The organism is Bradyrhizobium sp. Ce-3 (assembly GCF_022835695.1).
GTDB lineage: Bacteria > Pseudomonadota > Alphaproteobacteria > Rhizobiales > Xanthobacteraceae > Bradyrhizobium.
In genome coordinates this window covers 393,681-418,806 of record NZ_BQUV01000002.1, presented here as the reverse complement: position 1 = coordinate 418,806, position 25,126 = coordinate 393,681, and the positions used below count along the sequence as shown (strand labels likewise).

General features: G+C 64.5%; 21 protein-coding genes. 6 read left to right on the top strand and 15 right to left on the bottom strand.

Translation table 11 applies throughout. The features are described from left to right. Positions 1-55: 55 nt before the first annotated feature. The 4 genes from dnaE to BRSPCE3_RS08330 form a co-directional block, all read right to left on the bottom strand. Positions 56-3,583: a DNA polymerase III subunit alpha gene (gene dnaE, locus BRSPCE3_RS08345; protein ID WP_244065314.1), complete on the bottom strand. Its 3,528-nt coding sequence runs from the start codon at positions 3,581-3,583 to the stop codon at positions 56-58. A 470-nt stretch (positions 3,584-4,053) separates the two neighbouring features. Continuing rightward, positions 4,054-4,278: a hypothetical protein gene (locus BRSPCE3_RS08340; RefSeq protein WP_244065313.1), complete on the bottom strand. Its 225-nt coding sequence runs from the start codon at positions 4,276-4,278 to the stop codon at positions 4,054-4,056. Further along, positions 4,271-4,516, bottom strand: coding sequence for a GDCCVxC domain-containing (seleno)protein (locus tag BRSPCE3_RS08335; RefSeq protein ID WP_244065825.1), 246 nt, complete (start codon positions 4,514-4,516; stop codon positions 4,271-4,273). Before BRSPCE3_RS08335 ends, BRSPCE3_RS08340 begins: the two co-directional genes overlap by 8 nt. Positions 4,517-4,658: 142 nt before the next feature. After that, positions 4,659-5,396, bottom strand: a complete 738-nt coding sequence (locus tag BRSPCE3_RS08330; RefSeq protein WP_244065312.1) for an outer membrane protein — start codon at positions 5,394-5,396, stop codon at positions 4,659-4,661. A gap of 294 nt (positions 5,397-5,690) precedes the next feature. Here BRSPCE3_RS08330 and BRSPCE3_RS08325 point away from each other — a divergent pair, with 294 nt between their 5' ends. Both BRSPCE3_RS08325 and BRSPCE3_RS08320 read left to right on the top strand, forming a co-directional pair. Further along, positions 5,691-5,984 carry a DUF3551 domain-containing protein gene (locus tag BRSPCE3_RS08325; RefSeq protein WP_244065311.1) on the top strand — a complete coding sequence of 98 codons (294 nt, stop codon included), beginning with the start codon at positions 5,691-5,693 and terminating at the stop codon, positions 5,982-5,984. A 120-nt stretch (positions 5,985-6,104) separates the two neighbouring features. Next, positions 6,105-6,398, top strand: coding sequence for a DUF3551 domain-containing protein (locus BRSPCE3_RS08320; RefSeq protein WP_244065310.1), 294 nt, complete (start codon positions 6,105-6,107; stop codon positions 6,396-6,398). Between the two features lie 108 nt (positions 6,399-6,506). Here the strand turns inward: BRSPCE3_RS08320 and BRSPCE3_RS08315 are convergent, their stop codons facing one another. The 10 genes from BRSPCE3_RS08315 to BRSPCE3_RS08270 form a co-directional block, all read right to left on the bottom strand. Next, positions 6,507-7,205: an ABC transporter ATP-binding protein gene (locus BRSPCE3_RS08315; RefSeq protein WP_244065309.1), complete on the bottom strand. Its 699-nt coding sequence runs from the start codon at positions 7,203-7,205 to the stop codon at positions 6,507-6,509. Positions 7,206-7,214: 9 nt separating this feature from the next. Further along, entirely contained in the window at positions 7,215-8,495 is a 1,281-nt protein-coding gene (locus BRSPCE3_RS08310) for a lipoprotein-releasing ABC transporter permease subunit (RefSeq protein WP_244065308.1), read from the bottom strand. Positions 8,496-8,567: 72 nt separating this feature from the next. Continuing rightward, positions 8,568-9,887 (bottom strand): proline--tRNA ligase, encoded by a 1,320-nt coding sequence (proS, locus tag BRSPCE3_RS08305; RefSeq protein ID WP_244065307.1) that lies wholly within the window; start codon positions 9,885-9,887, stop codon positions 8,568-8,570. Positions 9,888-10,051: 164 nt separating this feature from the next. Continuing rightward, positions 10,052-11,641 carry a copper resistance CopC/CopD family protein gene (locus BRSPCE3_RS08300; protein WP_244065306.1) on the bottom strand — a complete coding sequence of 530 codons (1,590 nt, stop codon included), beginning with the start codon at positions 11,639-11,641 and terminating at the stop codon, positions 10,052-10,054. Positions 11,642-11,644: 3 nt separating this feature from the next. Continuing rightward, a complete protein-coding gene (locus BRSPCE3_RS08295; RefSeq protein ID WP_244065305.1) occupies positions 11,645-12,172 on the bottom strand; it encodes a YcnI family protein in 528 nt (175 codons plus the stop codon). A 7-nt stretch (positions 12,173-12,179) separates the two neighbouring features. Then, positions 12,180-12,707, bottom strand: coding sequence for a copper chaperone PCu(A)C (locus tag BRSPCE3_RS08290; RefSeq protein WP_244065303.1), 528 nt, complete (start codon positions 12,705-12,707; stop codon positions 12,180-12,182). A 33-nt stretch (positions 12,708-12,740) separates the two neighbouring features. Next, positions 12,741-13,238, bottom strand: a complete 498-nt coding sequence (locus BRSPCE3_RS08285; RefSeq protein ID WP_244065824.1) for a TlpA disulfide reductase family protein — start codon at positions 13,236-13,238, stop codon at positions 12,741-12,743. Continuing rightward, positions 13,235-14,458 (bottom strand): sialidase family protein, encoded by a 1,224-nt coding sequence (locus BRSPCE3_RS08280; protein WP_244065302.1) that lies wholly within the window; start codon positions 14,456-14,458, stop codon positions 13,235-13,237. The genes BRSPCE3_RS08285 and BRSPCE3_RS08280 overlap by 4 nt, the downstream gene beginning before the upstream one ends. 11 nt (positions 14,459-14,469) lie before the next feature. After that, positions 14,470-16,878 (bottom strand): TonB-dependent receptor, encoded by a 2,409-nt coding sequence (locus tag BRSPCE3_RS08275; RefSeq protein WP_244065301.1) that lies wholly within the window; start codon positions 16,876-16,878, stop codon positions 14,470-14,472. Between the two features lie 84 nt (positions 16,879-16,962). Then, positions 16,963-17,343, bottom strand: coding sequence for a DUF2946 domain-containing protein (locus tag BRSPCE3_RS08270; protein ID WP_244065300.1), 381 nt, complete (start codon positions 17,341-17,343; stop codon positions 16,963-16,965). Between the two features lie 446 nt (positions 17,344-17,789). Between BRSPCE3_RS08270 and BRSPCE3_RS08265 the strand changes: the two genes are divergently transcribed. The 4 genes from BRSPCE3_RS08265 to BRSPCE3_RS08250 all read left to right on the top strand — a co-directional run bounded on the left by BRSPCE3_RS08265 (position 17,790) and on the right by BRSPCE3_RS08250 (position 21,900). Further along, positions 17,790-18,215, top strand: coding sequence for a globin (locus tag BRSPCE3_RS08265; RefSeq protein WP_244065299.1), 426 nt, complete (start codon positions 17,790-17,792; stop codon positions 18,213-18,215). A gap of 88 nt (positions 18,216-18,303) precedes the next feature. Then, complete coding sequence (locus BRSPCE3_RS08260) at positions 18,304-19,341, top strand: sugar ABC transporter substrate-binding protein (RefSeq protein ID WP_244065298.1); 1,038 nt, start codon at positions 18,304-18,306, stop codon at positions 19,339-19,341. Positions 19,342-19,350: 9 nt separating this feature from the next. Next, a complete protein-coding gene (locus BRSPCE3_RS08255) occupies positions 19,351-20,853 on the top strand; it encodes a sugar ABC transporter ATP-binding protein (RefSeq protein WP_244065297.1) in 1,503 nt (500 codons plus the stop codon). A gap of 12 nt (positions 20,854-20,865) precedes the next feature. Continuing rightward, on the top strand, positions 20,866-21,900 hold the full coding sequence (locus BRSPCE3_RS08250) for an ABC transporter permease (RefSeq protein ID WP_244065296.1): 1,035 nt from the start codon (positions 20,866-20,868) through the stop codon (positions 21,898-21,900). A 710-nt stretch (positions 21,901-22,610) separates the two neighbouring features. On the opposite strand, the gene BRSPCE3_RS08245 is transcribed toward BRSPCE3_RS08250, so the two are convergent. Continuing rightward, positions 22,611-24,872, bottom strand: coding sequence for an autotransporter domain-containing protein (locus tag BRSPCE3_RS08245; RefSeq protein WP_244065295.1), 2,262 nt, complete (start codon positions 24,870-24,872; stop codon positions 22,611-22,613). Positions 24,873-25,126: the final 254 nt, after the last annotated feature.

The window sequence follows — 25,126 nt, the reverse complement described above, 5'->3', positions numbered from 1 at the left end:
CAATAGCACTTAAGCCATACGCATGCGCTTTCCGCAGCGTCGGCGCGATCGTCGTCTACAGCGTCTGGACGTCGACCACACCCGCGACCGCCTTGATCGCACCGGCGATCTGCGGCGAGACCTTGTAGCGGCCGGGCAGCTTCATCTCCACCTCGGTTTCGAGGTCGAGCATCATCACCAGCGAGACGTCACCATCGGCTGCACCTGCCGGCGGCGCAGCTGCCGGCGCAGGCTTGGCCGCCGGCATCCTTGCGGCGCCGCCCGGCGCGGGCGCAGCGTCCGGCATGTTGAGACGGCGGGCGATCGAATCCAGCGGCTTGGTGTCGCGCACGAAGATGCGCAGGCCTTTTTGCGTCTTGGCCGCGGCGTGATCCAGCGGCTCGGCGTGCAGCACCCTCGCCCGCACGTCCTCGCCCTGCAGCTCGGCGCCAAGCTGCAGCAGCACGGCCGCGCCGGGCTCGAGCACGTCGCGGTATTGCGCGAGGCCCTCGGAGAACAAGACCGCCTCGAAATGGCCGGTCGGGTCCGACAGGCCCATGATGCCCATCTTGTTGCCGGTCTTGGTGCGCCGCTCCATGCGCGACACCACGGTCGCCGCGACCTTGCCGGCCGTCGCGCCGGTCTTCACCGCGCGCGAGAACTCCGCCCAGGACTGCACCCGCAGCCGCTTCAGCGCGGTCGCGTAGTCGTCGAGCGGATGGCCCGACAGGAAGAAGCCGATCGCATCATACTCGCGGCGCAGCCGGTCCGCAGGCAGCCATGGCTCGACCTGCGGCAGCACGATGCTGGGCGCATCCGGAGCGCTGCCGAACATGTCGTTCTGGCCCGAGGTCGCGGCCTCGTGGCTGCGCTGGCACGCCGCGAGGATCGCATCGGCGCCGGCGAAGACACGGGCCCTGTTCGGGTCCAGCGTGTCGAAGGCGCCGGCCGCGGCGAGGCTCTCGATGATCCGCTTGTTGACGGCGCGCGGGCTCACCCTTGCGGCAAAATCGGCGAGCGAGGTGAAGGCCCCCTTCTTGTTGCGCTCCTCGATGATCTGCTCCACCGCCTGGATGCCGACGCCTTTCAGCGCGGCGAGCGCGTAGTAGATCGTGTTGCCGCTGACCTCGAAGGTCGGCCCGGAGCGATTGATGTTGGGCGCCTCGACCTTGATGCCGAGCCGCTGCGCCTCGGAGCGAAATTCGGAGAGCTTGTCGGTGTTGTTGAGTTCGAGCGTCATCGACGCCGCGAGGAACTCGACCGGGTAATGCGCCTTCATGTAGGCGGTGTGATACGACACCAGCGCATAGGCCGCCGCGTGGCTCTTGTTGAAGCCGTAGTCGGCGAACTTGGCGAGCAGCTCGAAGATCGTCTCGGCCTGGCCCTTCGACACCCCGTTCTTCATCGCGCCGGCGACGAAGACGTCGCGCTGCTTGTCCATCTCGGCGCGGATCTTCTTGCCCATCGCGCGGCGCAGCAGGTCGGCCTGGCCGAGCGAGTAGCCCGCCATCTGCTGCGCGATCTGCATCACCTGTTCCTGATAGATGATGACGCCGAACGTCTCCTTCAGGATCGGCTCCAGGATCGGATGCAGATATTCCGACTCCTCGTCGCCATGCTTGCGCGCGCAATAGGTCGGGATGTTCGCCATCGGGCCCGGGCGATACAGCGCCACCAGCGCGATGATGTCCTCGAAGCGGTCGGGCCGCATGTCGATCAGCGCGCGCCGCATGCCCTGGCTTTCCACCTGGAACACGCCGACGACATCGCCCCGCGCCAGCATCTGGTAGCTCGGCGCGTCGTCGATCGGCAGCGTCGCGAGGTCGACGTGGACGTCGCGCTGCTTGAGCAGCTTCACCGCGACGTCGAGCACCGTCAGCGTCTTGAGGCCGAGGAAGTCGAACTTGACGAGGCCTGCCGGCTCGACCCATTTCATGTTGAACTGGGTCACCGGCATGTCGGATTTCGGATCGCGGTACATCGGCACCAGCTCGCTCAGCGGCCGGTCGCCGATCACGATACCCGCGGCATGCGTCGAGGCGTGGCGCGTCAAACCCTCGAGGCGCTGTGCGATGTCGAACGCACGCGCCACCACCGGATCCTCGTCGCGGAATGCCTGCAGCTTCGGCTCGCCCTCGATCGCCTGCGCCAGCGTCACGGGCGCCGCGGGATTTTGCGGCACCAGCTTGGTCAGCTTGTCGACCTGCCCGTACGGCATCTGCAGCACGCGCCCGACGTCGCGCAGCACGCCGCGCGCCTGCAGCGTACCGAAGGTGATGATCTGCGCCACCTGGTCGCGGCCGTAGCGCTCCTGCACATACTGGATCACCTCGCCGCGGCGGTCCTGGCAGAAGTCGATGTCGAAGTCCGGCATCGAGACGCGTTCGGGATTGAGGAAGCGCTCGAACAGCAAGGCGAAGCGCATCGGATCGAGGTCGGTGATGGTGAGCACCCAGGCGACCAGCGAGCCGGCACCGGAGCCGCGGCCCGGTCCGACCGGAATGCCCTGCGCCTTGGCCCATTTGATGAAGTCCGAGACGATCAGGAAGTAGCCCGCGTATTTCATCCGCATGATTACGTCGAGCTCGAAGGCCAGGCGCTTGCTGTAGTCCTCCTCGGTCATGCCCGGCGACAGACCGTGCACCCGCAGGCGATTGGCAAGCCCCTCCTCGGCCTGACGCTTCAGCTCGGCGGCCTCGTCGGCGGCCGCGTCGGCGCTGGCGGCGCCGCCGACCGTGAAGAACGGCAGGATCGGCTTGCGTGTCTTCGGGCGGAACGAGCAGCGCTCGGCGATCTCCACCGTCGAGGCCAGCGCCTCCGGAATATCGGCGAACAGCACCGCCATTTCCGCACGGCTCTTGAAGCGGTGATCGGGAGTCAATTGCTCGCGGTTGGTCTCGGCGATCAGATGGCCGCCGGCGATGCACAGCAGCGCATCATGCGATTCGTAGTCGTCGCTGCTGGCGAAATACGGCTCGTTGGTCGCAACCAGCGGCAGGCCCTTCGCATAGGCGAGATCGATCAGGCCGCCCTCGGTGCGGCGCTCCTTGTCGATGCCATGGCGCTGCAATTCGATGTAGAGGCGATCGCCGAACAGGCTCGCCAGGCGCTCGCAACGGGTCGCCGCCAGCGCCGCCTGCTCGGCGCGCAGCGCCAGCGCGATCGGCCCGTCGGGACCGCCGGTCAGCGCGATCAGGCCTTCAGCGTTATCGATGAGCCAGTCGAACTTGATATGCGGGGTCTGGTTGACCGGCGTCTCCAGAAACGCCCGCGAATTGAGCCGCATCAGGTTCTGGTAGCCGCGCTCGCGCGCCGCCAGCAGCACGATCCGTGTCGGTCCCGTCGTCGCCAGGATGCTCCGCGTGTTCGGGTCGACGTCGCCGAAATCCACCGCAACCTCGCAGCCGACGATCGGCTGGATGCCGTAGCCGGCCATCTTGTCGGAGAATTCCAGCGCCCCGAACATGTTGTCGGTATCGGTGAGCGCCAGCGCCGGCTGGCGGTCGGCCTTCGCAAGTTCGCCGAGCTTGGCGATCTTGATCGAGCCCTTCAGCAGCGAATAGGCGGAATGGACGTGAAGATGAACGAATCCGGCATTCGGCATGGCTGCTTACGGGATCTCTTGAAGTCAGGGATGACGCGAGTCCAAAGCCGGAACTCGAAAGCATCAGACCGACTCGCATCCCCCATCGTGGGGCCTCGGCCCGGCCAAGTCCACGCCGAAGGCGGCGCGGCGGCAGGTCGTCCCGCTTTTCCCCAAGGGCGCAGCTATGCCCCTGGCCGCGGGTGCATTTTCAGAACTGGGTGATCAGCTGGGCCCACACCGCGATCATCCCGACGAACAGCGTGATCGATGCCAGCGCTGCAGCTTCCTGCACGAAAATCTTCAACATGGCCGCTCTCCCTGAACTGGAACGTATGCAGAACATTGTTCCTTTTTTGTTCTAAGAGTCAAGCAACGGTAGTGGGTCAGTTTTGAAAACTGACCCCGAAAGAATTCGCGTGGTTAATCGTGGCGGGAGCTGGCAGCGACTCGATAATTTGAAAGCGTTCGCCCCGGCGGGAGCGCTTAACCTAGTTGGGATTTGAAGGCGGCTCGTTTTGAGTTGCAGAACGATTGGAGCGATTGGACCTGATCAAATACACGATTGGCATGGCGACCGTCAGAGCCAGTGCGGGCACGCCAAGCGTCAGCACAGCGAAAACCGCCGGGTTGACAGTACCGGACAGCCACATGCCGCCTATCACCAACTCAACCACGGCCAAGGCGATCAAACGGCCCTTGATTGATCTATTCATTCACAGGAGTCCGATTTGCTGGCGCGGTTGACCCGCAGCAATCGCCGGCCTGCATTGGCGGGCACCTGACCGTTCCGTAAGAGCAATAAACGCAGCAATCGCCCGGCTTCGGCTTCAGCCGGGTGCCGCATCCCTTGCAATCATAGAAGAACTGGCAGGCGTCGGTCGGCATCGTCTCGACAGAGACGTGGCCGCAGCGCGGGCAGGTTAGCTCGGAGGTCAGCTGGCGTTCCGTCATGCCCCGAATATGCGGCGTCGGCCGTTCGTCGGAAACCCCTGCCGGGCGGCGAAACCGCATCCACGGCCAATTCGTCCCAAGCCAACAAAAAACCCCGGGCCAAGGCCCGGGGTTTTCGTCGTCGCTTGGATTATGCGAGCGATCAGTACTTCGCGATGATCGGACCACCGAACTTGTAGTTCAGACGGCCGAGGACCATGTCGGTGTCGCCACCGGTGTGGAAGCCGGCGACTGCGACACCACCCGGGGTGGTGATGAAGGTCGCACCATGGGTGTCTTCGAAGATGTGGTTGTACTCGACGCCGAGCGACCAGCCCTGGGCGAAGGCGAATTCGAGGCCAACGCCGACCGTCGGGCTCCAACGGGTGTCGTAGCCGGTCTGGGACGCCAGCACGCCGCCGGGTGCCAGGAACTGGTAGTTGCGATCGGTGACCGCAGCACCGCCCTTGGCGTACAGCAGGACGTTGTTCCAGGCGTAGCCGATCTGGCCGGTGAACAGGCCGAACGCGTCGGTCTTCGAACGGACAACGCCGCCCGCGACGAAGTTGTTCGCGCTGCTGCCGGTCAGGTCAGCCCAGTTGCCCTGAGCTTCGAGACCGAACACCCAGCCGCCGGTCTGCCAGCGGTAGCCGATCTGACCACCGACGGTGCCGCCGTTGGCATCGTAGCTGCCGGCCTGGCCGAGACCATCGACCGAACGGTTGTCGTGGCTCTGGGCCCAACCACCGTTGATACCGATGTAGAAGCCGGTCCAATCATAGACAGTGGCGACGATCGGCGGCGGAGCCTTCGTGTAAGGGCGAGCCGCGAGGTCAGCCGCGGAAGCAGCCGTCGCGCTGAGCGCGATCATGCTGGCGGTGACAAGCAAAATCTTTTTCATTTTCCCGTTCCAACTTTTTCTACAGGCCCCCAAGGCCGCGAGACACCGTCATAGCAGCCCTCGACGGAATTGCTGTAACTTCGCTGCAACAGGAAGGCCCAAACGACTTCGCTCAAATTTGAAGTTAATACTGTATTACAGGCACTTCTTGGAACTTTTGCCACATAGCTGCCGCAGAATTTTCACAATTCAAAACTGCGTGCGCAGCTGCGCGCAAGATCGTGTTGACCGGAACCGGCTTGTCCGATTTGGATCGGCGCCGAGATCGAATCTTCGCAGCAAAAAGGAATGCACATGCGGACGATGATTCTTGCTGCCGCGGCGTCTGTGGTCGCGTTCGCAACGCTGGCTACCGCGCCCGCCCATGCCGTCGGCGTGCGCTACCCGTTCTGCATTCAGGGCGACCGCTATCCCGGCCTGAGCAACTGCTCCTACCCGTCCTATCAGGCGTGCCTCGCCACGGCCTCCGGCATCGGGCAGACCTGCGTCGCCAACCCTTATTATGCCGGCGACAACGACCCGCGCTCGTATCTGCACACGCCCGCGCGGGAACGCGGTGACAGCTTCTTCGACCTGTTCATTCACTGACGCCCCGCCCCGGCATCGCCGGCGCGGGAATGTGAGTTGATCACGCCCGCAGCTGGGCGCCTATTCGCGCGGACGTTCGGCGTGCGAATGTTGCCGGCGCCAGATCGATTGGAGCTTCCGATGCGCAACCTGATTCTGGCACTGTTGCCGGCACTGTTTCCGCCATTCTTGGCCCTGGCTGCCGTCGCGAGCACGCCAGCGAATGCCCAGAAGTACGATTCGACCTCACCGGTCTGCAAGACCAACTACCGCTGGGGTGGCGAGGATACCGACTGCGGCTACACGTCGCTGGAGCAGTGCCGCGCCTCGGCAGCGGGCCTCGCCGCGATCTGCAGCAACAACCCCTATTACGCCGGACCGCCGGTCGACCGTCGGCCGAGGCAGCCCGGCCGACGGCCTCGCCCGGCCTATTGAGGCATCGAGCACCTTCCGAGCCACTTGAAGCAGCGTGGAAAAAGGCTTCAGATTCTGTCTGTTAGCGCGCGCTCTTCATGCGAGCCGTGACCCGCTTCGCTCGAAGCGCTATTCGAGCTCGACGATCTGTCCGTCCGAGAGCGACACCCGGCGATCCATCCGCGCAGCGAGGTCCATGTTGTGGGTTGCGATCAGCATCGCGACCCGGGTCGCCTTGACGAGCTGCATCAGCGCGTTGAAGACGTGATTGGCGGTAGCAGGATCCAGGTTCCCGGTCGGCTCGTCCGCAAACAGCACCCGCGGCGCGTTGGCAACCGCGCGCGCGATCGCCACGCGTTGCTGCTCGCCGCCCGAGAGCTCCGCCGGGCGATGCGTGATCCGGTCGCCGAGGCCGAGATAGGACAGGATTTCGGTCGCCCGCTTCACGGTCTCGGAGCGTTTGAGGCCGCGAATCATCTGCGGCAGCATGACGTTCTCGAGCGCCGAGAACTCCGGCAGCAGCCGGTGCGACTGATAGACGAAGCCGATATCGGAACGGCGAATCTGCGTGCGATCGACATCGGACATCTGCGAGGTCGGCGTCCCCGCGACATAGACCTCGCCGTCATCGGGACTTTCCAGCAGTCCCGCGATGTGCAGCAGCGTCGACTTGCCGGATCCTGACGGCGCCACCAGCGCCACCGACTGGCCCGGCCACAGCGCCAGCTTGGCGCCGTTCAGGACCGTCAGCGTCGCTTCGCCCTGCCGGTATTCCCGCTTGATGTCATGAAGATAGACGACCGGTACGTCTTCCGCCCCCTCCGCCATGTGGGCTCCTTACTCGTACCGGAGCGCATCGACCGGATCGAGGCGCGCGGCGCGCCACGACGGGTAGAGCGTCGCCAGGAAAGACAGTGTCAGCGCCATGATCACGACCGCGAGCGTCTCGCCGAAATCGACCTCGGCCGGCAGCTTGGAGAGAAAATACAGCTCCGGCGAGAACAGCTCGGTGTTGGTGAGCCAGGACAGGAACTGCCTGATCGATTCGATATTCAGGCAAATCAGCATGCCGACCGCGAATCCGGTCAGCGTTCCGACCACGCCGATCGAGGCGCCGGTGATCAGGAAGATCCGCATGATCGAGCCTTGCGAGGCCCCCATGGTGCGCAGGATCGCGATGTCCTGGCCCTTGTCCTTCACCAGCATGATCAGCCCGGAGACGATGTTGAGCGCCGCAACCAGCACGATCATGGTCAGGATCAGGAACATCACGTTGCGCTCGACCTGCAGCGCGTTGAAGAAGGTCGAGTTGCGCTGCCGCCAATCGACCAGGAAGACCGGCCTGCCGGCGGCCTCCGTCACCAGCTTGCGGTAGGTGTCGATCTTGTCCGGATTGGTGGTGAACACCTCGATCGAGGACACGTCGTTGTTGCGGTTGAAATAGGCCTGCGCCTCGGCCAGCGGCATGAATACGAAGGTCGAATCGTATTCCGACATGCCGATCTCGAACACGGCGGTGATCTTGTAGGGCTTGATGCGCGGCGTGGTGCCCATCGGTGTCACCGCGCCCTTCGGCGAGACCAGCGTGATCATGTCGCCGGCATGCAGCGAGAGCTGATCGGCGAGGCGGCGGCCGATCGCAACGCCCTGCCCCTCGTCAAACCCCTCGAGCGTGCCCTGCTTGATGTTCTTGGCGATCGAGGTGAGGTTGTTGAGATCGTCGGCGCGGATACCGCGGATGAAGACGCCGGCCGCGTTGAACGGCGACGATCCGAGCCCCTGTCCGTCCACGACCGGCGCGGCGAGCCGGATGCCCTGCACCTGGCTGATGCGATCGGCGACATCCTTCCAGTCGGTCAACGGCGATTCCAGCGGCTGTACCAGCAGGTGGCCGTTGAGGCCGAGGATCTTGTCGAGCAGTTCCTTGCGGAAGCCGTTCATGACGGCCATCACCACGATCAGCGTCGCAACGCCGAGCATGATGCCTAGGAACGAAAAGCCGGCAATGACCGAGATGAACCCTTCCTTGCGGCGCGCGCGCAAATAGCGTCCGGACAGCAGCCATTCGAATGGCGCAAAAGGCCGGGTACGGACTGGCTCGTTCATGGTCTCATCCATCTGTCGATAATCCCATGATTCGGACCAAATGTGGCCGGATTACCCCGTCGATAAGCGCGGCGTGAAGAAACTTTAACCCGCGAGCTTCGCGACCACGTCGGCGGGGCTCATGTTGTCGCGTGAACCGTCGCTGCGGCGCTTCACCTCGACCTTGCCGTCGGCCAGCCCCTTCGGTCCGACCAGAATCTGCCAGGGGATACCGATCAGATCGGCCGCGGCGAACTTGGCGCCGGCGCGCTGATCGGTGTCGTCGTAGAGCACGTCGACGCCCTTCGCCGAGAGATCGCGATAGAGCTGCTCGCAGGCGCCATCGACCGCGGCATCGCCCTGCTTGAGGTTGAGGATCGCAGCGCGGAACGGCGCGACCGCCTCGGGCCATATGATGCCGGCGTCATCGTGACAGGCCTCGATGATCGCGCCGACCAGACGCGACACGCCGACGCCGTAGGAGCCGCCATGGATCGGCACGTCGACGCCATCGGGACCGGCCACCATCGCCTTCATGGTGTCGGAATATTTGGTGCCGAAATAGAAGATCTGGCCGACCTCGATGCCGCGGGTGTTCAACCGCTTCGCCTCGGGTACTTCCTGTTCGAAGCGCGCGGCCTCATGGACATCCTCGGTCGCAGCATAGACCGAGGTCCACTGCTTGATGATCGGTGTCAGATCGCCGTCATAGTCGACGTCCTCGCCCGGCACTGGAAGGTCCAGCACATCGCGATTAATGAAGACGCCGGACTCGCCGGTGTCAGCGAGCACGATGAATTCGTGGCTGAGGTCGCCGCCGATCGGGCCGGTCTCGGCTCGCATCGGGATCGCCTTCAGGCCCATCCGCGCGAAGGTGCGCAGATAGGCCACGAACATCTTGTTGTAGGAACGCCGCGCGCCGGCCTCGTCGAGGTCGAACGAATAGGCATCCTTCATCAGGAATTCGCGGCCGCGCATCACGCCGAACCGCGGGCGCTGCTCGTCACGGAACTTCCACTGGATGTGGTAGAGGTTGAGCGGCAGGTTCTTGTAGGACTTGATGTAGGAGCGGAAGATCTCCGTGATCATTTCCTCGTTGGTCGGTCCGTACAGAAGCTCGCGCTTGTGACGATCGAGGATGCGCAGCATCTCCGGACCATAGGCGTCGTAGCGGCCGCTTTCGCGCCAGAGATCGGCAAGCTGCAGCGTCGGCATCAAGAGTTCGAGCGCGCCGGCGCGGTCCTGTTCCTCACGAACGATCTGCTCGATCTTCTTCAGCACCCGGTAGCCGAGCGGCAGCCAGGCATAGATGCCGGCCGCCTCCTGCCGCATCATGCCCGCGCGCAGCATCAGCCGATGCGAGACGATCTCCGCCTCTTTCGGGTTTTCTTTCAGGATGGGCAGGAAAAACCGCGACAATCGCATGGCGTTACTCGGGAATCAGGAAAGCGTGGGAAGAGCTGCAGTGAAACCGGATCGGCCGTGAAAACACAAGGCCGCCAAATGACAAAAGCCCTTCAAATCAGGCGATTTTCGGCCATTTGAACGAATTGCGTCCCGCCGACGCGTCCGGTGCGCTGACCGCGGCTTTACCTGACCTCGAAATCGTCTTCCAGCGTCACTTTCTTGAAATCGGTCACCAGGGCGTCGATCTGCATGTGCCAGCGGCCCGGGACCGGCAACGGCACCTTGTTCACGTGCCAATAGCCGTCGGGACCCAGCGCGGCGCTGCGTTCCAGCGGCTCGATGCCACGATCCGGCAGGCTCAGCGTCAGCGTCGCCTCCTTGGCCGCGAACGGGCTGGCATCGCCGTTCATCAGCTGCAGCACGAAATCGTTCTGCCCGACCTTGCCCGGCGCGATCAGCACCTGGAACATCGCGGCATCAGTGTGGATGTGGACCGCGAGCGGAACGTCGTCTGACATCGCCAGCACGCGCGGCGGCGGCGTAAACCGCCACAGCGCGACGAGGCCAAGGATCGCGATCATCAGCACGAATTCGACCGCGATCGAGCGCTGCAGCGGGCGCGTCCGGTGGAATTCGCGCGCGATGGCCGGCGTGAACACCAGCCGGTTCAACGCAGCGAATGTGAGCAACAGCGCCACCAGCACAAGTTTCGCCAGCAGAATATTGCCGTATCCGGTGTCGATCAGCGCGTGAAAGCTCTCGAGCTGGACGATCGCGAGCGCCAGGCCCGACACGGCGATCAATGCGACGACCGGCACCGCGAGCATCGAGAAGCGCCTCAGCACCCGGAGCAGCGAGTCCTTGCGTTGCCAGGCAAGCACCGCCAGCGGCGCCAGCGCGCCCATCCAGAACGCGAGGCCAACGCCGTGGATGAACAGCGCAGTCCGCGTCAGCCATTGTGGCGAGGCGGTGGCGGCATGGCCGCTGACCGCGAACGACAGCCCGACACAGATCATCGCGACCGCGGTGCGGGTAAACGCCGCGCCAAACGACGGACTGCGCCAGGCGATCGCTGCAATCAGCATCGCGGCGATCGCGAGCAATAGCGCCGGAAACAGGCTGGTGCCGGCCGCACTGGCCCATGCCGCCCAGGTCAGGATACCCGAGAGCGGCAGGTTCAACAGCTCGACGCCCTGCAGGCCAAGCGAGGCAATCGCACCGGCGAGGCCGATCTTGAGCGACCACATGATCAGCCGTTCGCCCGCCGGGCCCTGCCCGATCCAGGCGGCAAAGAACACGCCGCCGACGCCGGCAAACAGCCCCAGATAGAGCGCAAGGCGCGCCAGCCAGATCAACGCATGGAGCACGCCGTCGCTCGATGGCGCTGCAGAGCCGGTGACGACGCCGATCGAGAACAGCAGCGAGCCGGCGACCGGATGACCGTCCTGCGATACCACGCGATAGCTCACCACCTGCGTGCCCAGCGGCAGCCCCGCCGGCAACGTCACCACGACCGATTCGTCGACGGCGCGGATCTTGACGTCACGCGGCTTGCCGGCAGCGTCGAGCAGGCTGACCGCAGTCGGCGCCACCGCTTCGTTGAAGCGGAGCACCAGCGTCCTGGGCGCCTCCGCCACCACGCTGCCGTCCGCCGGCTCGGCACCGATCAGGACAGCATGCGCGTGGGCTGAGGTCGCAAGGCACAGCGCCACGAAGAGCGCAGCAAGACTTGCGAGCCCAAGACTTGCCAGTACACTTGCGACCCGCCGCATGGCCTACGGCTTCGGCAACAGCTTGACGCCGGGCGCTGGTGTCTTGCTGCCATGGTCGTGCCCGCCGCCCTGCCCGTCGGCCGGGATGTCGATCCAGCGGCTGACGCCCTGCTCGCATTCCTGCACGACGGGGAAATACAACGTGGTGTTCGGCTTCAGCGTATCGGTGAGAAACGTCTGTATCACGAACTCGTCGTAGTTCTGGTCGATGAGCTTGCCGCCGCTCCAGGCGACTTCCTTGACGCCCTCGGAGAGCTTGGCACCGTGATAGTCGTATGCCGCGGCATATTTGCCGGTGACGGTATCGAGGGTCCAGCCGGGCTTCGGCATCGGCTTCACCCCGATCACGCCTTCCGGAATCTGCACGCGGATCTTGATCGTCGCCGATCCCGCGCAGCCATGCGGCACGGCGAACACCGCCTTGTAGTACGAGCCGACCGGAGCCTGCTTTCCTTCAAGCGTGACATGCGCAATCGCCGGCGACGCTGCGAGCAGCGCCGCCGCGCCAATGAGGAACGTGTGTGGCCGCATGTCCGCCTCACATCTTCTTCATGTCCATGTGACCGGAGTGGTCACCATGGCCGGAATGATCGCCGCCGCCCGGAGCTTGCGCACCGACAGCCTGCACGTCCAACGAGACCGGGACCTTGCCGGCCTTCTCGAATTCGAGCGTGACCGGCACCTTGTCGCCCTGCTTCAGCGGGTTCTTCAGGTCGAACATCATCAGGTGATAGCCGCCGGGCGCAAGCTTCACGGTCTTGCCCGGCTCGATCGTCAGCCCATTGTCGAGCGCACGCATCTTCATCACGCCATTGTCCATCGACATCTCGTGGACCTCGACCTTGCCGGCGACCTCGGCAGTGCCTGACACCAGCCGGTCAGCCGTCGTCCCCTTGTTCTCGATCGTCATATAGCCGCCGCCGATCTTGGCACCGTTCGGCGTCGCGCGCGTCCATGCCTGCGTGATCACGAGGTCGCCGGCCTTGATGTCCTCGGCGCGCGCGGACGCCGACGCGAATGCAGCCGTCAGAGCTGCGAGGGCGAGGATGCGAGAGAGCATCTTCATTGGACGAATTCCTTTCAGGTTGAAGTTGAGGCGTTATCGGGTTGTTGCTGCCTGAGCGTCGGACCATTTGTTCAGGTCGGTCATTTCAGCCGATCCTTCGATCGTCGTGATCGTTCCGTCGCGGCCAATCAGCATGGTTCGCGGGATATCGCCTTGCCAGGCCGGATCGATCTCAAACCTCAATCGCTCCGCGAAGCCATCGTCGAAGATCCAGTTCTCGGCCGATCCAAGCCCGGCCTGATTCAGCATCGATTTCGTCGCGTCCGGAAGATTGGGAACCAGATCCGCGCTGATCGTGACGACGTCGATACCCGGGTGATCCTTCATGAACCGGCCGAGCTGCGGCAGCTCGACCTTGCAGGGTCCGCACGTCACGCCCCAGAAATGCACCAGGGTCGGATGACCGGCATGTTCATGCAGCAGCCTTTGCCAGCTGCCGCGCTCGAACGGTTTTGGCGCGCTCTCTCCCGCCGCGCGTGCGCACGGCAACGTCGCGAGCAAGATGAGCGCAGCGAGCAAATGACGTGTCATGGTTCGCCCTCGATCGCTTGAAAATGGTAGCCGTCGACCTTGGTCATCCACGACAGGTAGGTCTGCCGACCGTCCGAGACGAGCAGCGGATGGTCGGAGCTGTCGGCGGTGTCGACGACAACTGTGGGCTTCGACCAGGTCGCTCCATCGTCGTGCGATGTCATCAGATTGATCGATGTCTTCCGCCCGTCGAACTCCTTCCAGGCCATCACAAGTCCTTGGGGTCCCGCGATGATCTGCGGCCGCGACGGGCTGCGGTTCAGCTGACCGACAGGAAGCGGATCGGAGAAGGTTTTGCCGCCGTCGCGCGACCGCGCGTAGAACAATCCCTTGCGAGCCTTGCCGTTGGTGTACCACGTCACGTGGTAGGTTCCTGCGGACGAAATGGTCAGGCTCGGACCATGGTGCGGACATGCCGCGATCTGCCAGTCGTCGCGGCTCACCCGATGCACCTCGCCGGCTGTGGCCAGATCGGTGAATGTCACGATCGCATGGTCGCGCACGCCACCTTCGAAAATGTTCCGGAACACCACGACAGGATGCCCTGAACCGTCGAACGCCAGCGCGAGACGGCAGCACTCACAGGTGTTGTCGGCTGCAAGCTGCGCATCGGAATAGGTCGCGCCACCGTCCTTCGATGCAGCGAAGAACAATCCGGCACCGTCATACTTCTCGCCGCGCTGCTGCGCCGGCACGCGGTTGCGCTTGTCGAGCCAGACCGCGAACACGGCGCCCGTGGGATCGAAGCCGATCGCCTCGAAGCGCTGGCTCTCGTTGTTTGCGGTGATCGGCCTCGGCGGATCAAAGCTGCGCCCGCCATCGGTCGAGCGCGTGGTCAGCACCTGCCCGTTGAAGGCCTGATCGCGGAAGATCGAGAACGCCAGCGCGACCTCGCCTTTCTGGTCGATCGCAAGTTTCGGCCGTGCGTCCGGCCCCCAATCCAGATTGAGCCGCTCTCGGGTGACCTGCATTGGCGCGGAAAAGCTCTTGCCCTGGTCCCTCGAGTTCGCGACGGATATCTGACCTCCGGCCATCCACGCCAGCCACAGCGTCCCGTCCGCAGCGAAGGCCGGCGTGACCTTGGTCGCGCAGCGCAGGACGGTTTCTTCGCACGCCGCTTCGGAGGCGTGCTGATGGCTCATCTGCGCGATGGCAAGGTTCGGCAAGACCGCAACCAGCGTTGCCAGTACCGTGAGAGCCGCAGGTCTGCGATATGTCATCGATGCGCTCCTCATTTGAACGCAATCTTCATGCCCGCGACGAACGCACGCGGTGATCCGGCATAGATCGAGTTGGTCGAGTTCGCCAGTACGCTCGCGGGATTTTGAATGCCCGCCGCGGTCACCGAATTCGTGATGTTGTTCGCTGAAGCGACGTAGGTCCGGTCGAAGACGTTCCTGACCTCGACGTACAGATTCAGCGACTTGAATGAATCGGAGATGAGATCGGTCTTGTAGTGCAGGTTGAGGTTGACGAGTTCGTAGCCGGGCGCCCTCAGGAGGTTGGCGTTGTCCATGTAGAAGCCATCCTTCCATTGGACCTCGACGAACCCGCCGAGGCCCTGCAGCGGGCCAGACAACTGGTCGTAGCCCAACCGCGCCGTGAGTTCGTTCGGCGAAATGCCGGGGATCTTGTTGCCGGCGCGATTGAAGCTGAAGACCGCGCCGTTCGTGATGTTCTCGACGTATTCGGTGTAGACCTCGTCGAGATAGGTATAGGCGGCCGAGAACCGCCAGCCCGGCAGGAATTTCCAGTCGGCGGCCAGTTCGACGCCACGATGTTCCGATCGCGGCGCATTGAATGTGTAGGAAATGCCCGCAAGCGGCGTCGCCTGGGAGACCAGTTCGTCCTTGAAGAACTCGTAGAACCCGGTGACGCTGACCTTGAGCGCGTTGTTGGGTGTCCAGTCGGCGCCGAGGTCGTAACCGAGGTTCTTCTGAGTCTGCAGCTGGGTGTTGTTGCCCGAAGCTCCACTCGGCAGAACGAAGAGATTGCTGACCTGCGGTGTGCCGTATCCGGTTGCCACGCGCCCGCGAAGTTGCCACTCGCTGTTCAACCGGTACAGCAGCGCAAGCTCGGGCGCAGTGTTCTGGAATTGCCGATCCGCGGTCGTGATCGCCGTGGTCGTGGTGCCGCCCGCTCCGACGTAGCTATAGGCGGTGTTTCGACCGGTAAGATTGGTGGTTTCCCAGCCGATCCCCGCAACGGCCGTCAGCGCAGGCGTGAGCTTCAGTTCCTCGCGCGCACGAAGACCGTAATTCGTCGTCGTGCTGAACAGGTTGCTGGACAGGCTTCCAAGTGTCGCATTTCCGCCCGGCACTACGTTGCGCGTATCGCTCGAAGCGGTGAGCGTGTTGTAGAAGCCGCCAAAATAGGCCGTCGACTCCATCCCGAACAGTTCGCCGCGCCTGACGACGTCGCTCATGTAGTTGTAGGACGGGAAGTCGCCGATGGCACTCGTCGATCCCGTCGGCTGGCTGATATTGCGGTCGTCGAACACGAACTGGTTGCGCCAGGTGGTCTGGTTGTCGAAATCGTGCTCCCAGCGGCCGCCGACGATGGTGCGGCGGTCGTCGCGCCCGAGGCCTGCCTGGACCGCGGTCTCCTTGTCGGTTCCCGCCGCGGAATTGAAGCCGTTATTGAACAGGGTCACGGTTCCGCATCCCGGCGCGGCCGTCGCGCCGGTCGCGCAACCCTGCTGGAACGGGTTCTGGTTGAACTGATTGAGCGACGAGCGGATCGGCAAGCGCGCGGCGAGGTCGTTGTTGATCAGCTTCACCGTGAAACGGTCGTCCGGCGTGACCTGCAGGGTGCCGAGGAAATTGACGGTCTGGGTGTTGAACCAGCTGTTCCCGATATAGCCGTCGCCGCGCGCGTCGCTTGCGAACAGCGAGCCCTCGAAATTGCCGACCTTCTTGCCTGCGGCCAGATAGTTGTTGAGATAGCCGAAGCTGCCGCCGTCGACGCCATACTCGACGCCGTCGATCGTGCCACCCGGCCGGGTCCGGAAGTTCAGCGCACCGCCGGTGGCGTAATTGCCGTAGAGCGCCGACGACGGCCCCCGGACCACGTCGATCGCACCATAGGCATGCGGATCAATCAGATCGCTGCGCGACAGGCCGTCCGGCTGGGTCACCGGGAAGCCGTCGTCGAAGATGACGAGGTTGCGGATGCCAAAGCCGTTCCGGGCATTCGACCCGCGGATCGAGATGCCGAAATCGCGCGGGCCGTTGCCCTGCTTGATCGAGATGCCAGGACTGTCCCGCAGCACATCGGCGACCGAGAACGACGGCCGGTTGTCGAACTGGCTGCGGTCGATTGTCGTCTGGGTCTGCCCGGTGGGGGCCCGGTTCAGGCCGTCGCGGGTCGCGGCGAGCGTCTCGCCCGGCTTCGCGCCGCCCGCGGCGGCCGTGGCCACGGATGGGGCCGTCGCCAGCTTCGGGGGACGCCGGACGGATGCCGACCGAACGCGCGGCTTCGCACTCGCCGGCTTGGGGCGCGCCACCGCCCGGGGAGCCTCGACGGTGACGGAGGGCAGTTGGGTGCTGGGAGCCTGCGCTTTCGCAGCGGAAGCCAGTGCGCAAAGCGCCACGCTCAGCGTGAGCACGCTTGCCGCCTCCAGCGGGTGATGACGAACCATGGATGAATCCTGACACCGGCTCTCCGGCCGGCTTGCTCTAGGGCACTCTCACCGGCGCGGGACGCACCGGCAGTGAGGAGGTCGTCAGGAAAACAGCGGCGGCGCCCGGGCCTGCGCGGAGAGGCCGGCCCGCGAACGATCGAGCTCGGAGGCGAAATCGAGCCAGGCGATCCGGCTCGGCACCCGTTCGGCGGCCGCAGCCGCAACTTGCGGGTTATCAACGGGCGCACCGGTCTGCAGCACGCTGCATGCGGAGCAACATCCGTCATGGGCGTCGTGGCCGGTCTGGTCGCCCTGCCCGGCGCCAACATCGCCGCCATGACAGATGGTGGCGGCCGCGAGCGGATCGGACGTGGCAAGGCTCGCCGCCCAGCAGGCCCCGATCGGCGCAAAAATCTGCACCAGCAGGGCAACCAGGACTATAGGCAGAAAATTCTTCAGCCGCCGGCGCATCGCAAAACCCATCCGGAACGGACCTAACCACCACGGGCCTCGGAAGTCGAGATCGCACACACGCCCGGTTTCTTCCAGCTGACGGAAATAGCGGGGCGTGACACTTGCGCCACGACCACTGCAACAGCCATCGTATCCCTTTACCCCGTCACGTGTTTTCAGCTCACTTTCGCAACCGGCAGTGGCGCCATCCCAATCATTTCGCAAATTGCTCGAAAATTGAACAATCGTTGCCGAAAATGATGACAAGCCTGGAAAGATAGTCTACCAATTCGGGCTCAGGCCAGCCGCGAGGTGTGTCCTGGTGGTCCAAGTCTCGGGAGGAGCCCGACGCGCACAAGCAGCGTCACCCCATCAATCAAGATCAAATCGAATTTTTGGGGCAAATAGGGTCGACACAATTTTTGGAGCAGGGCTTGGAGCCCTGCTCTTTTTTTGTGTGATGATCGCATCGCGCAATGACCTCATCATCGAATCCAATCGAACGTAGTTTCGAACTCGCAGCAGCGGCTTGCGATGATCTGACGCCGCGCGTGTATCAGCGGCTGTTTCGCGAACACCCCGAAGCACAGACGATGTTTCGCAGCGAAGGCAGCGAGCCGGTGAAAGGCGCGATGTTGCAGCTGACCATCGAGGCCATCCTCGATTTCGCCGGCGAGCGCCGCGGACATTTTCGCCTGATCGAATCGGAAGTGTTCTCGCATGACGCCTACGGCACGCCGCGCGAACTGTTCGTGGCATTCTTCGCCGTGATCGCGGACTGCCTGCGCGACGTTCTCGGCGAGCAATGGTCCGCGGAGATCGATGCTGCGTGGCACAAGCTGCTCCGCGACATCGAGGCCATCGTGCTGCAGCGGAAACATCTCGTGGACGAGAGGCCGTAGCGTCACCGTTCCGATTGTGACACACTCGCTTTATCCGCGGCGCGTGCAACTGACGCCGACGGTCAGAAAAACGAAGAGGGAGCAAACAATGCCAGAGAGCGACAAGGGGATGGACCAGGCGTCGACGACGCGGCGCAACCTTCTGCAAATGGCGGCGGCAGGTGGAGCTGCGGCCGGCCTGTTCGGCGGAATGGGCGTGACGACCTCCGCGTTCGCAGCCGAAATGGGACGTTCGGAAAAGCCGCTGAAGGCCGCATTCTCCAATGCCGGACTGCAGGCGACGTGGTGCGCGCAGGGCAAGAAGGCCGCCGAGTTCTGGGGCAAATTGTTCAACGTCGAGGTGACCTGGTTCGACGGCCAGCTCGATGCCGTCAAGCAGCGCGCCGCGATCGACAACATGGCCTCGCAGAAATGGGACTTCGTCGCGATCCAGGCGTTCGGGATCGGCACGCTGACCCAGCCGGTGCAGAAGATGATCGACGCCGGCACGCCGGTGATCGACATGGATACGCTGATCGCGCCGCTCGATCAGATCAACGTCCACTCGTTCCTGGCGCCCGACAACGAGTTCATGGGCGCCTCGGTGACCCAGGCGCTGTGCAATGCGATCGGCGGCAAGGGCAAGGTCATCATGACCCAGGGCGCGCTCGGCCACACCGGCGCGCAGGGCCGTGCCAAGGGCTTCAACTCGGTCGTCAAGCAGTTCCCGAACATCGAGGTGCTGGATACCCAGCCCGCCGACTGGGACGTCTCTAAGACCGCCCGGCTCTGGGAAACCTATCTGACGAAATATCCGCAGATCGACGCCGCGTTCTTCCACAATGACGACATGGCGCTCGCCGCCTACAACATCATGAAGGCGCACAACCGTACCAACATCCTGATCGGCGGCGTCGATGCCATGCCGCCGGCGATCCAGGCGGTCAGCGAAGGCCGCATGTTCGCGACTGTGCGCAATCCATCCTGCCGCATCCACGGCGGCGCGATCGTCGCAGGTGTCGCGGCCGTGGTCGGCGGCGAGAAGAGCGGCCAGGGCATTCCGAAGAACGTCGTGACCGATGGTCCCGTCGTGACCAAGGCCAACGCCGCCGGCATGCAATGGATGGAGGATCACTTCCTGATCTGAGCGGTCCGCATGTCGCAGGGACGCTCCCCGATCCTCGAGTTGAACCAGATCACGAAGGCCTTCGGCGGTGTCGAAGCCCTTCGTGGGGTCGACTTTGCGCTGCACGCCGGCGAGATCCATGGTCTCGTCGGCGAGAACGGCGCCGGAAAAAGCACGCTGATGAAGATCATCGCCGGCGTGCACCCGGAGTTCTCCGGCCGTTTCATGCTCGACGGCAAGGAGACCCGCTTCCGCTCCACCCGCGACGCCCACGCCGCCGGCATCGGCATGGTGCATCAGGAGCTCAGCGTCGCGCCTGACCTCACCGTCGCCGAGAACGTCTTCCTCGGCAACCAGCCGACCAACCGCCTCGGCTTCGTGCAATGGCGGCGGATGGCCCGCGAGGCCGGCGAGCAGCTGTCTCGGTTCGGCATCGACGTCGATCCGATGACGCGGCTTGGCGACCTGCCGATCGGCCTGCAGCAGCTGATCGAGATCGCCCGCGTGCTGTTCTCGGGCGCGCGCATCATCATCCTCGACGAGCCGACCTCCGCGCTCTCCCCGCCCGAGGTCGAACGCCTGTTCGCGACGCTGCACAAGCTGCGCGACGAGGGCACCAGCATCGTCTTCATCTCGCATTTCATCGAGGATATCCTGCGGGTCTCCGACGTGGTGACCGTGTTCCGCAACGGGCGAAAGATCGCCGAGACGGCGTCCGCCGACACCAGCAAGGGCGCCCTGATCGAGGCCATGATCGGCCGCGGCGGCGAGGCGCTGGAACACAGCTACACCGACGACCTGATGCTGCCGCAACCCGGTGGCGGCTCGGCCGTCCTGAAGGTCGACCAGCTTTCGCTCGGCCGCACCCTGCAGGACGTCTCGTTCGAGGCCCGCTCCGGCGAGGTGCTCGGCATCTACGGCTTCATGGGCTGCGGCCAGTTGGAGCTGTCGCGCATCCTGTTCGGCAAGCTCAGGCCCGATGGCGGCACGCTTGCGGTCGATGGCGCCGCGAAGACCTTCCGCAGCACCGCGGCGGCGCGGCGGGCCGGCGTCGCGCTGGTGCCGGAGAGCCGCCGCGCCATGCTGTTCCACCAGGAACCGGTCTACAAGAACATCTCGATCAGCATCCTCGAGCGGATCTCGTCGCTGCTGCTCAAGCCGATGCGCGAACGCGCCATCGCCCAGCGCCAGGTCGAGCAGTTGCAGATCAGGCCGCCGGTGGTCGGGCTCGATCTCGGCATGCTCTCCGGCGGCAACCAGCAGAAGGTGGCGCTGGCAAAATGGCTGACCTACCCGCCGCGCCTTTTGGTGCTGTGCGAGCCGACCCGCGGCATGGACGTCGGGGCCAAGAACGACGTGATCAACATCGTGCGCGATCTTCGCGCCAAGGGACTGGCGATCATCGTGCTGTCGACCGAGCCGGAAACGGTGCTGTCGCTGGCCGACCGGATCCTGGTGCTGAAGCGCGGTGCGGTGGTGCGCGAATTCGCCGGCGAAGCGGTCAGCAAGGATAGGCTGCTCGAGGCGGCTTGATGGAGAGACATGATGGCAAGCAGTGACAGTGCGACGAGGCCTGCGGATCACCAGCGGCCGCGCGGGCTGGCGCCGTTCCTGCGTTCGCAGATGCGCAACATTGCGCCGTTCCTGACGCTGATCTTCCTCAGCGCCTTTTTCGCGATCGCGAGCCCGTCGTTTGCGACCATCGACAATGTCGGCAACATCCTGACCCAGGTTTCGGTCACCGGCATCATCGCGGTCGGCCTCACCTTCGTGATCCTGTGTGCCGAGATCGACCTGTCGATCGCCAGCATCGCCAACGTCACCGGCATCGCGGTGGCGTATTTCACGCTGCAGGAATCCTACGTCAACATCGCCAACGTCCCGATGCCGGGCATCGTCGCGATCCTGCTGGCGCTGGCGCTGTGCGCCCTGCTCGGCCTCGTCAATGCGCTGGGGCTGACCATGATCGGCATCCCCTCCTTCATCATGACGCTCGCCATGATGCAGATCGCGGCCGGCGTCTCCGCGCTGCTGGTGCGCGGCCAGATCGCCTACAAGGTGCCGGACCTGATCACGACGCTCGGGTCGGGTTCGATCGGCGGCGTCCCCTGGATCGTGATCGTCGCGGCGGTGATGCTGCTCGGCGGCCATCTGGTGCTGACCTACACGCGGTTCGGCCGCTACGTCTACATGGTCGGCGGCAACCGCGAGGCCGCGGAATTCGCCGGGCTGAACGTCAAGCTGATCCTCGGCAGCGTGATGGTGATCTCGGCGGTCTGCTCCGGCATCGGCGGCATGCTCGGCGTCGCCCATTTCGGCAGCGCGCAGCAGAACGAGTTCGACACCTACCTGCTCGACTCGATCGCGGCCGTGGTGGTCGGCGGTACCAGCCTGTTCGGCGGCCGCGGCGGCATCGGCAACACCATCGTCGGCCTGTTCGTGCTCGGCGTGCTCAACAACGGCCTCGACCACGTCAATATCGACAGCTTCCTGAAGATCCTGATCCGCGGCCTGATCCTGCTCGCCGCGCTGATCATCAACGTCTACGCGCAGCGGCTGCGGGAGCAGACGGCGGAGTGAGAACGATGGAGGTGAGTCCACGGCTCTCTCCATTCGTTGTCCCTGCGAAAGCAGGGACCCATACTCCGCGGCTTGCGTTGCAGAAGGGACTCGTTGTTCCAACGTCGCACAACAATCGGCATTTGTGGTTATGGGTCCCGGTCTTCGCCGGGACGACACCGAGAATGTTGCACGGCTAGTGGGTCATACTTCGGCATTCTCGCGACATGTTTTGCCCGAGCTTTGCTTGTCGTTCCGCCGCTCCTCTCACAGAGGGCGCAGGGAAAGCCGGGTGCCGATCGCACCCATGGGCCCCGTGCAATAGGGTAGAAAGCACGGGGGTAGGACCACAGGTGTAACCGGAGCAATCCGGCTTTCCCTGCGCGATGGGCTACGGCTTACTTCGTGCTCTCCCCGGCGAGACTGGGCTTGCTTGTCACCGTCTTCGCAACGCGCGACCTGCGCAATCGGAAAAGACACCTGCCACCAGGGCGTCAGGACCACACGACTTCGCCGTCCGCGTCATGCGCACTCGTCAGTTGCGCACTCGGCGTCCACCGCATCTCGACCCACGTTCGTGACGACCGCGAAGCGTCCCTCGATCGGGTGAGATGGACGCATTGAACATCTGAGTTGGGGTGCGCGTCAAGCGTTATTTCGGAAAATGCGAATAGCCTCGATCGTGGCAGTTTGGCGCGTTGTTGCGGTGGACCGGTCGCGCAACTCCGAACTCACCACTGATAGCGTACCACGCCCTTGCCTGCGTAGCTCGAGGTGACGTCGGAGAACTCGCCTTCGAAGGTCGCAGCCGCCGACCAGCCGTTGCGCCACTTCATCTCCACGGATGCTGTGGTCAGCGCGGAGTCGCTTGCCTGCGCCGCACCGTTGACGACGAAGCTCGTACCGGGCAGCGCCTGGAAGGTCGCTCCGATCGACCGGTCGGGATCGTAGTCATGCGCCCAGGCGAAGCGCGTGCGCAGCGTCAGCAGACCGTCCTGGACGAGGAAGGACTTGTCGGTGCGGATACCGAGTTCGCTTCTGACATCCGTGACGCTCTTTGCGGCATAGGTGAGCGCAAACGCGCTGGAGCCGACGACGGCCTGCTCGGCATAACCGGGCAGATCGAACGTCGTGAACTGGCCCGCGGCATAGGGCGTGATGCCGATGCCGCCGGTCCATGGCGCAATGATGCGATAGCCGCCTTCGAGGCGGCCCGAATAGGTGTTGGCATTGAACTCGGCGCGCAGCTGGTCGAGACCGGCGACCGTGACGGTGCGGTTGGTGGTGACGTCCTGCCAGCCATAGGCCAACGCAGCGGTGACATAGGCCGCACCTTCGGTGTGGCGGAAATAGGCGCCGGCCTGGAACAAATCCGACCGGCCGCTGCCGCTGCCCGCGACGGAGAAGTTGGTGCCGCCTCCGGCCAGCGCGAAGCCCGCGATGGTGTTCGGCGAGAACAGATAGTCGGCTCCGACCGCGGTGCCGTACACGCTGCTGGTGGTGTCGTTCGATCCGGTCACGGCGTTGCCGCTGGTCGATTGCGAACCGCCATAGCCCGCCGCCCACACGCTCCAGCGCGGCACGAAAGGCACCGCCGGTGCCTTGGTGAACATCGCAAAGGCATTGGTCTTGCGGGTGGCGGCATAGGCGCTGGCACCGCCCTCGTCCGCATAGCCCGATGCGCCCGGTGCCGTATCAGCGCCACCGTTCCGATTCATGAACGGATCGGTCAGCAGGCCCATGAACAAATTCATGGCATCGAACGTGGTCTGCTGCGAGCCGGTCGCCAGTTCGCCCGAGGCCTGCGTCAGACCCGATGACGTCAGCGTGCCGTAGACCATCGGAATGCCGCCTGTAGCGTTGAAGTAATTGACCAGTGTGTTCGCGACGCCTTGCTGGTTGATGGACAGGCCACCGCCGAAGTTGGGGCCTGGCGGTGGCGGCACAAAGTTCAGCGTCAGATTGAGATAGGCATGACTGGCGTCGTAGCTCAGCGTGTCGCTGAAATTTGCCGGCAGGTTGGTGTTGCTGAACGCGCCGAAGGTACCGCTGACGCTGCCGGCGCTCAGGATGGTATATTGTTTCGAGATATAGCTGCCGTTGGCGAACACCGCATTGACGGCGGCGCCGCCGAGCGTCGCGGTCCCGCTCACATTGGCCGAGGATGCGCTCGCAGGATTGAGCGCGACGACATAGAGCGCGCCGGACTGGAACGCGAGATTGCCGTTCACCGTCATCGACGTCCCCGGCGTGCCGGAGCCTGGCGCGAAGGTGCCGCCGCTCTGGATCGTCGTGGCGCCGACCGAGCCGGTGCCGTTGAGCAGGCCGCCGGCCCCGATGATGGGATCGCTGAGCGAGCCGTTCACCGTCAGCGTCGCATTGGTCACCGTGGTGCCGCCGGTGAAGGTGTTGGTGCCAAGGACGAAGGTCGTGCCGGCGGTCGCGTCGAGGCTCGCAGTCCCGCCGAGGCCGTTGATGGTGCCGCCGGTCGAGGTGATGGCGCCGTTGAGCGCGCCGTTCTGGATGGTGCCGCCGCCGAGCTTGACGGTCGCCGACGTTTGCGTCGTGCCGCCGAGATCGAGCGTGCCGCCGGCGTTCACCGCGAGGCTCGACGCGTTGAGCGTGCCGGTAACGGCCATGGTGCCGCCAGCGACGCTGAACGACATCGGCGCGGCGTTGGTGCCCGTCACCGTCCAGACGCCGCCGACCACGCCGAAACTTGCAAAACCCTGATACTGCTGACCGCCGCCCAACGCGCCGAGGCCGAACGTGCCGTTGCCGCTGCCGCCGAGCTGAAACGCATCGCTCCCGGTGCCGACGACATTGCCGACAATGTTGGATCCGACCTGAAGCTGCAGCGTGTTGCTTCCGCCGGTGAAGGTGATGGCGTTGGCGCGGACGCCCCCTGTTCCCGACACGCCGCCGGCAATGGTGCCGCTGTTGATGACCGTGAGACCTGCACCGGCAATGCCGGCGCCACCTGCCCCTGCCACACCGGCTCTCCCAGCGGAATTGCCGCCGCCCCCGACTCCCGGGATCGCGCCGTTGCCGCCCTGGATAGTCCCACTGTTGACCAGCACGGCTTGCGCGGCAGCGAGGACGCCCACTCCCCCGGCCCCGCCGTTGCCACCAAAACCACCTTGGGATCCGGCGCCTCCGTTTCCGCCGATGCCGCCCAGCCCGCCCTGGATTGTGCCGGTATTGGTGAAGACAACGCCCGGGCCGGCGAGCTTCAGGCCGGCCCCGC

Bases quoted from the DNA above. Each gene is read 5' to 3' on its own strand.
- dnaE (WP_244065314.1), bottom strand. From the start codon at position 3,583: ATGCCGAATGCCGGATTCGTTCATCTTCACGTCCATTCCGCCTATTCG.
- BRSPCE3_RS08340 (WP_244065313.1), bottom strand. From the start codon at position 4,278: ATGAATAGATCAATCAAGGGCCGTTTGATCGCCTTGGCCGTGGTTGAG.
- BRSPCE3_RS08335 (WP_244065825.1), bottom strand. From the start codon at position 4,516: ATGACGGAACGCCAGCTGACCTCCGAGCTAACCTGCCCGCGCTGCGGC.
- BRSPCE3_RS08330 (WP_244065312.1), bottom strand. From the start codon at position 5,396: ATGAAAAAGATTTTGCTTGTCACCGCCAGCATGATCGCGCTCAGCGCG.
- BRSPCE3_RS08325 (WP_244065311.1), top strand. From the start codon at position 5,691: ATGCGGACGATGATTCTTGCTGCCGCGGCGTCTGTGGTCGCGTTCGCA.
- BRSPCE3_RS08320 (WP_244065310.1), top strand. From the start codon at position 6,105: ATGCGCAACCTGATTCTGGCACTGTTGCCGGCACTGTTTCCGCCATTC.
- BRSPCE3_RS08315 (WP_244065309.1), bottom strand. From the start codon at position 7,205: ATGGCGGAGGGGGCGGAAGACGTACCGGTCGTCTATCTTCATGACATC.
- BRSPCE3_RS08310 (WP_244065308.1), bottom strand. From the start codon at position 8,495: ATGGATGAGACCATGAACGAGCCAGTCCGTACCCGGCCTTTTGCGCCA.
- proS (WP_244065307.1), bottom strand. From the start codon at position 9,887: ATGCGATTGTCGCGGTTTTTCCTGCCCATCCTGAAAGAAAACCCGAAA.
- BRSPCE3_RS08300 (WP_244065306.1), bottom strand. From the start codon at position 11,641: ATGCGGCGGGTCGCAAGTGTACTGGCAAGTCTTGGGCTCGCAAGTCTT.
- BRSPCE3_RS08295 (WP_244065305.1), bottom strand. From the start codon at position 12,172: ATGCGGCCACACACGTTCCTCATTGGCGCGGCGGCGCTGCTCGCAGCG.
- BRSPCE3_RS08290 (WP_244065303.1), bottom strand. From the start codon at position 12,707: ATGAAGATGCTCTCTCGCATCCTCGCCCTCGCAGCTCTGACGGCTGCA.
- BRSPCE3_RS08285 (WP_244065824.1), bottom strand. From the start codon at position 13,238: ATGACACGTCATTTGCTCGCTGCGCTCATCTTGCTCGCGACGTTGCCG.
- BRSPCE3_RS08280 (WP_244065302.1), bottom strand. From the start codon at position 14,458: ATGACATATCGCAGACCTGCGGCTCTCACGGTACTGGCAACGCTGGTT.
- BRSPCE3_RS08275 (WP_244065301.1), bottom strand. From the start codon at position 16,878: ATGGTTCGTCATCACCCGCTGGAGGCGGCAAGCGTGCTCACGCTGAGC.
- BRSPCE3_RS08270 (WP_244065300.1), bottom strand. From the start codon at position 17,343: ATGGGTTTTGCGATGCGCCGGCGGCTGAAGAATTTTCTGCCTATAGTC.
- BRSPCE3_RS08265 (WP_244065299.1), top strand. From the start codon at position 17,790: ATGACCTCATCATCGAATCCAATCGAACGTAGTTTCGAACTCGCAGCA.
- BRSPCE3_RS08260 (WP_244065298.1), top strand. From the start codon at position 18,304: ATGCCAGAGAGCGACAAGGGGATGGACCAGGCGTCGACGACGCGGCGC.
- BRSPCE3_RS08255 (WP_244065297.1), top strand. From the start codon at position 19,351: ATGTCGCAGGGACGCTCCCCGATCCTCGAGTTGAACCAGATCACGAAG.
- BRSPCE3_RS08250 (WP_244065296.1), top strand. From the start codon at position 20,866: ATGGCAAGCAGTGACAGTGCGACGAGGCCTGCGGATCACCAGCGGCCG.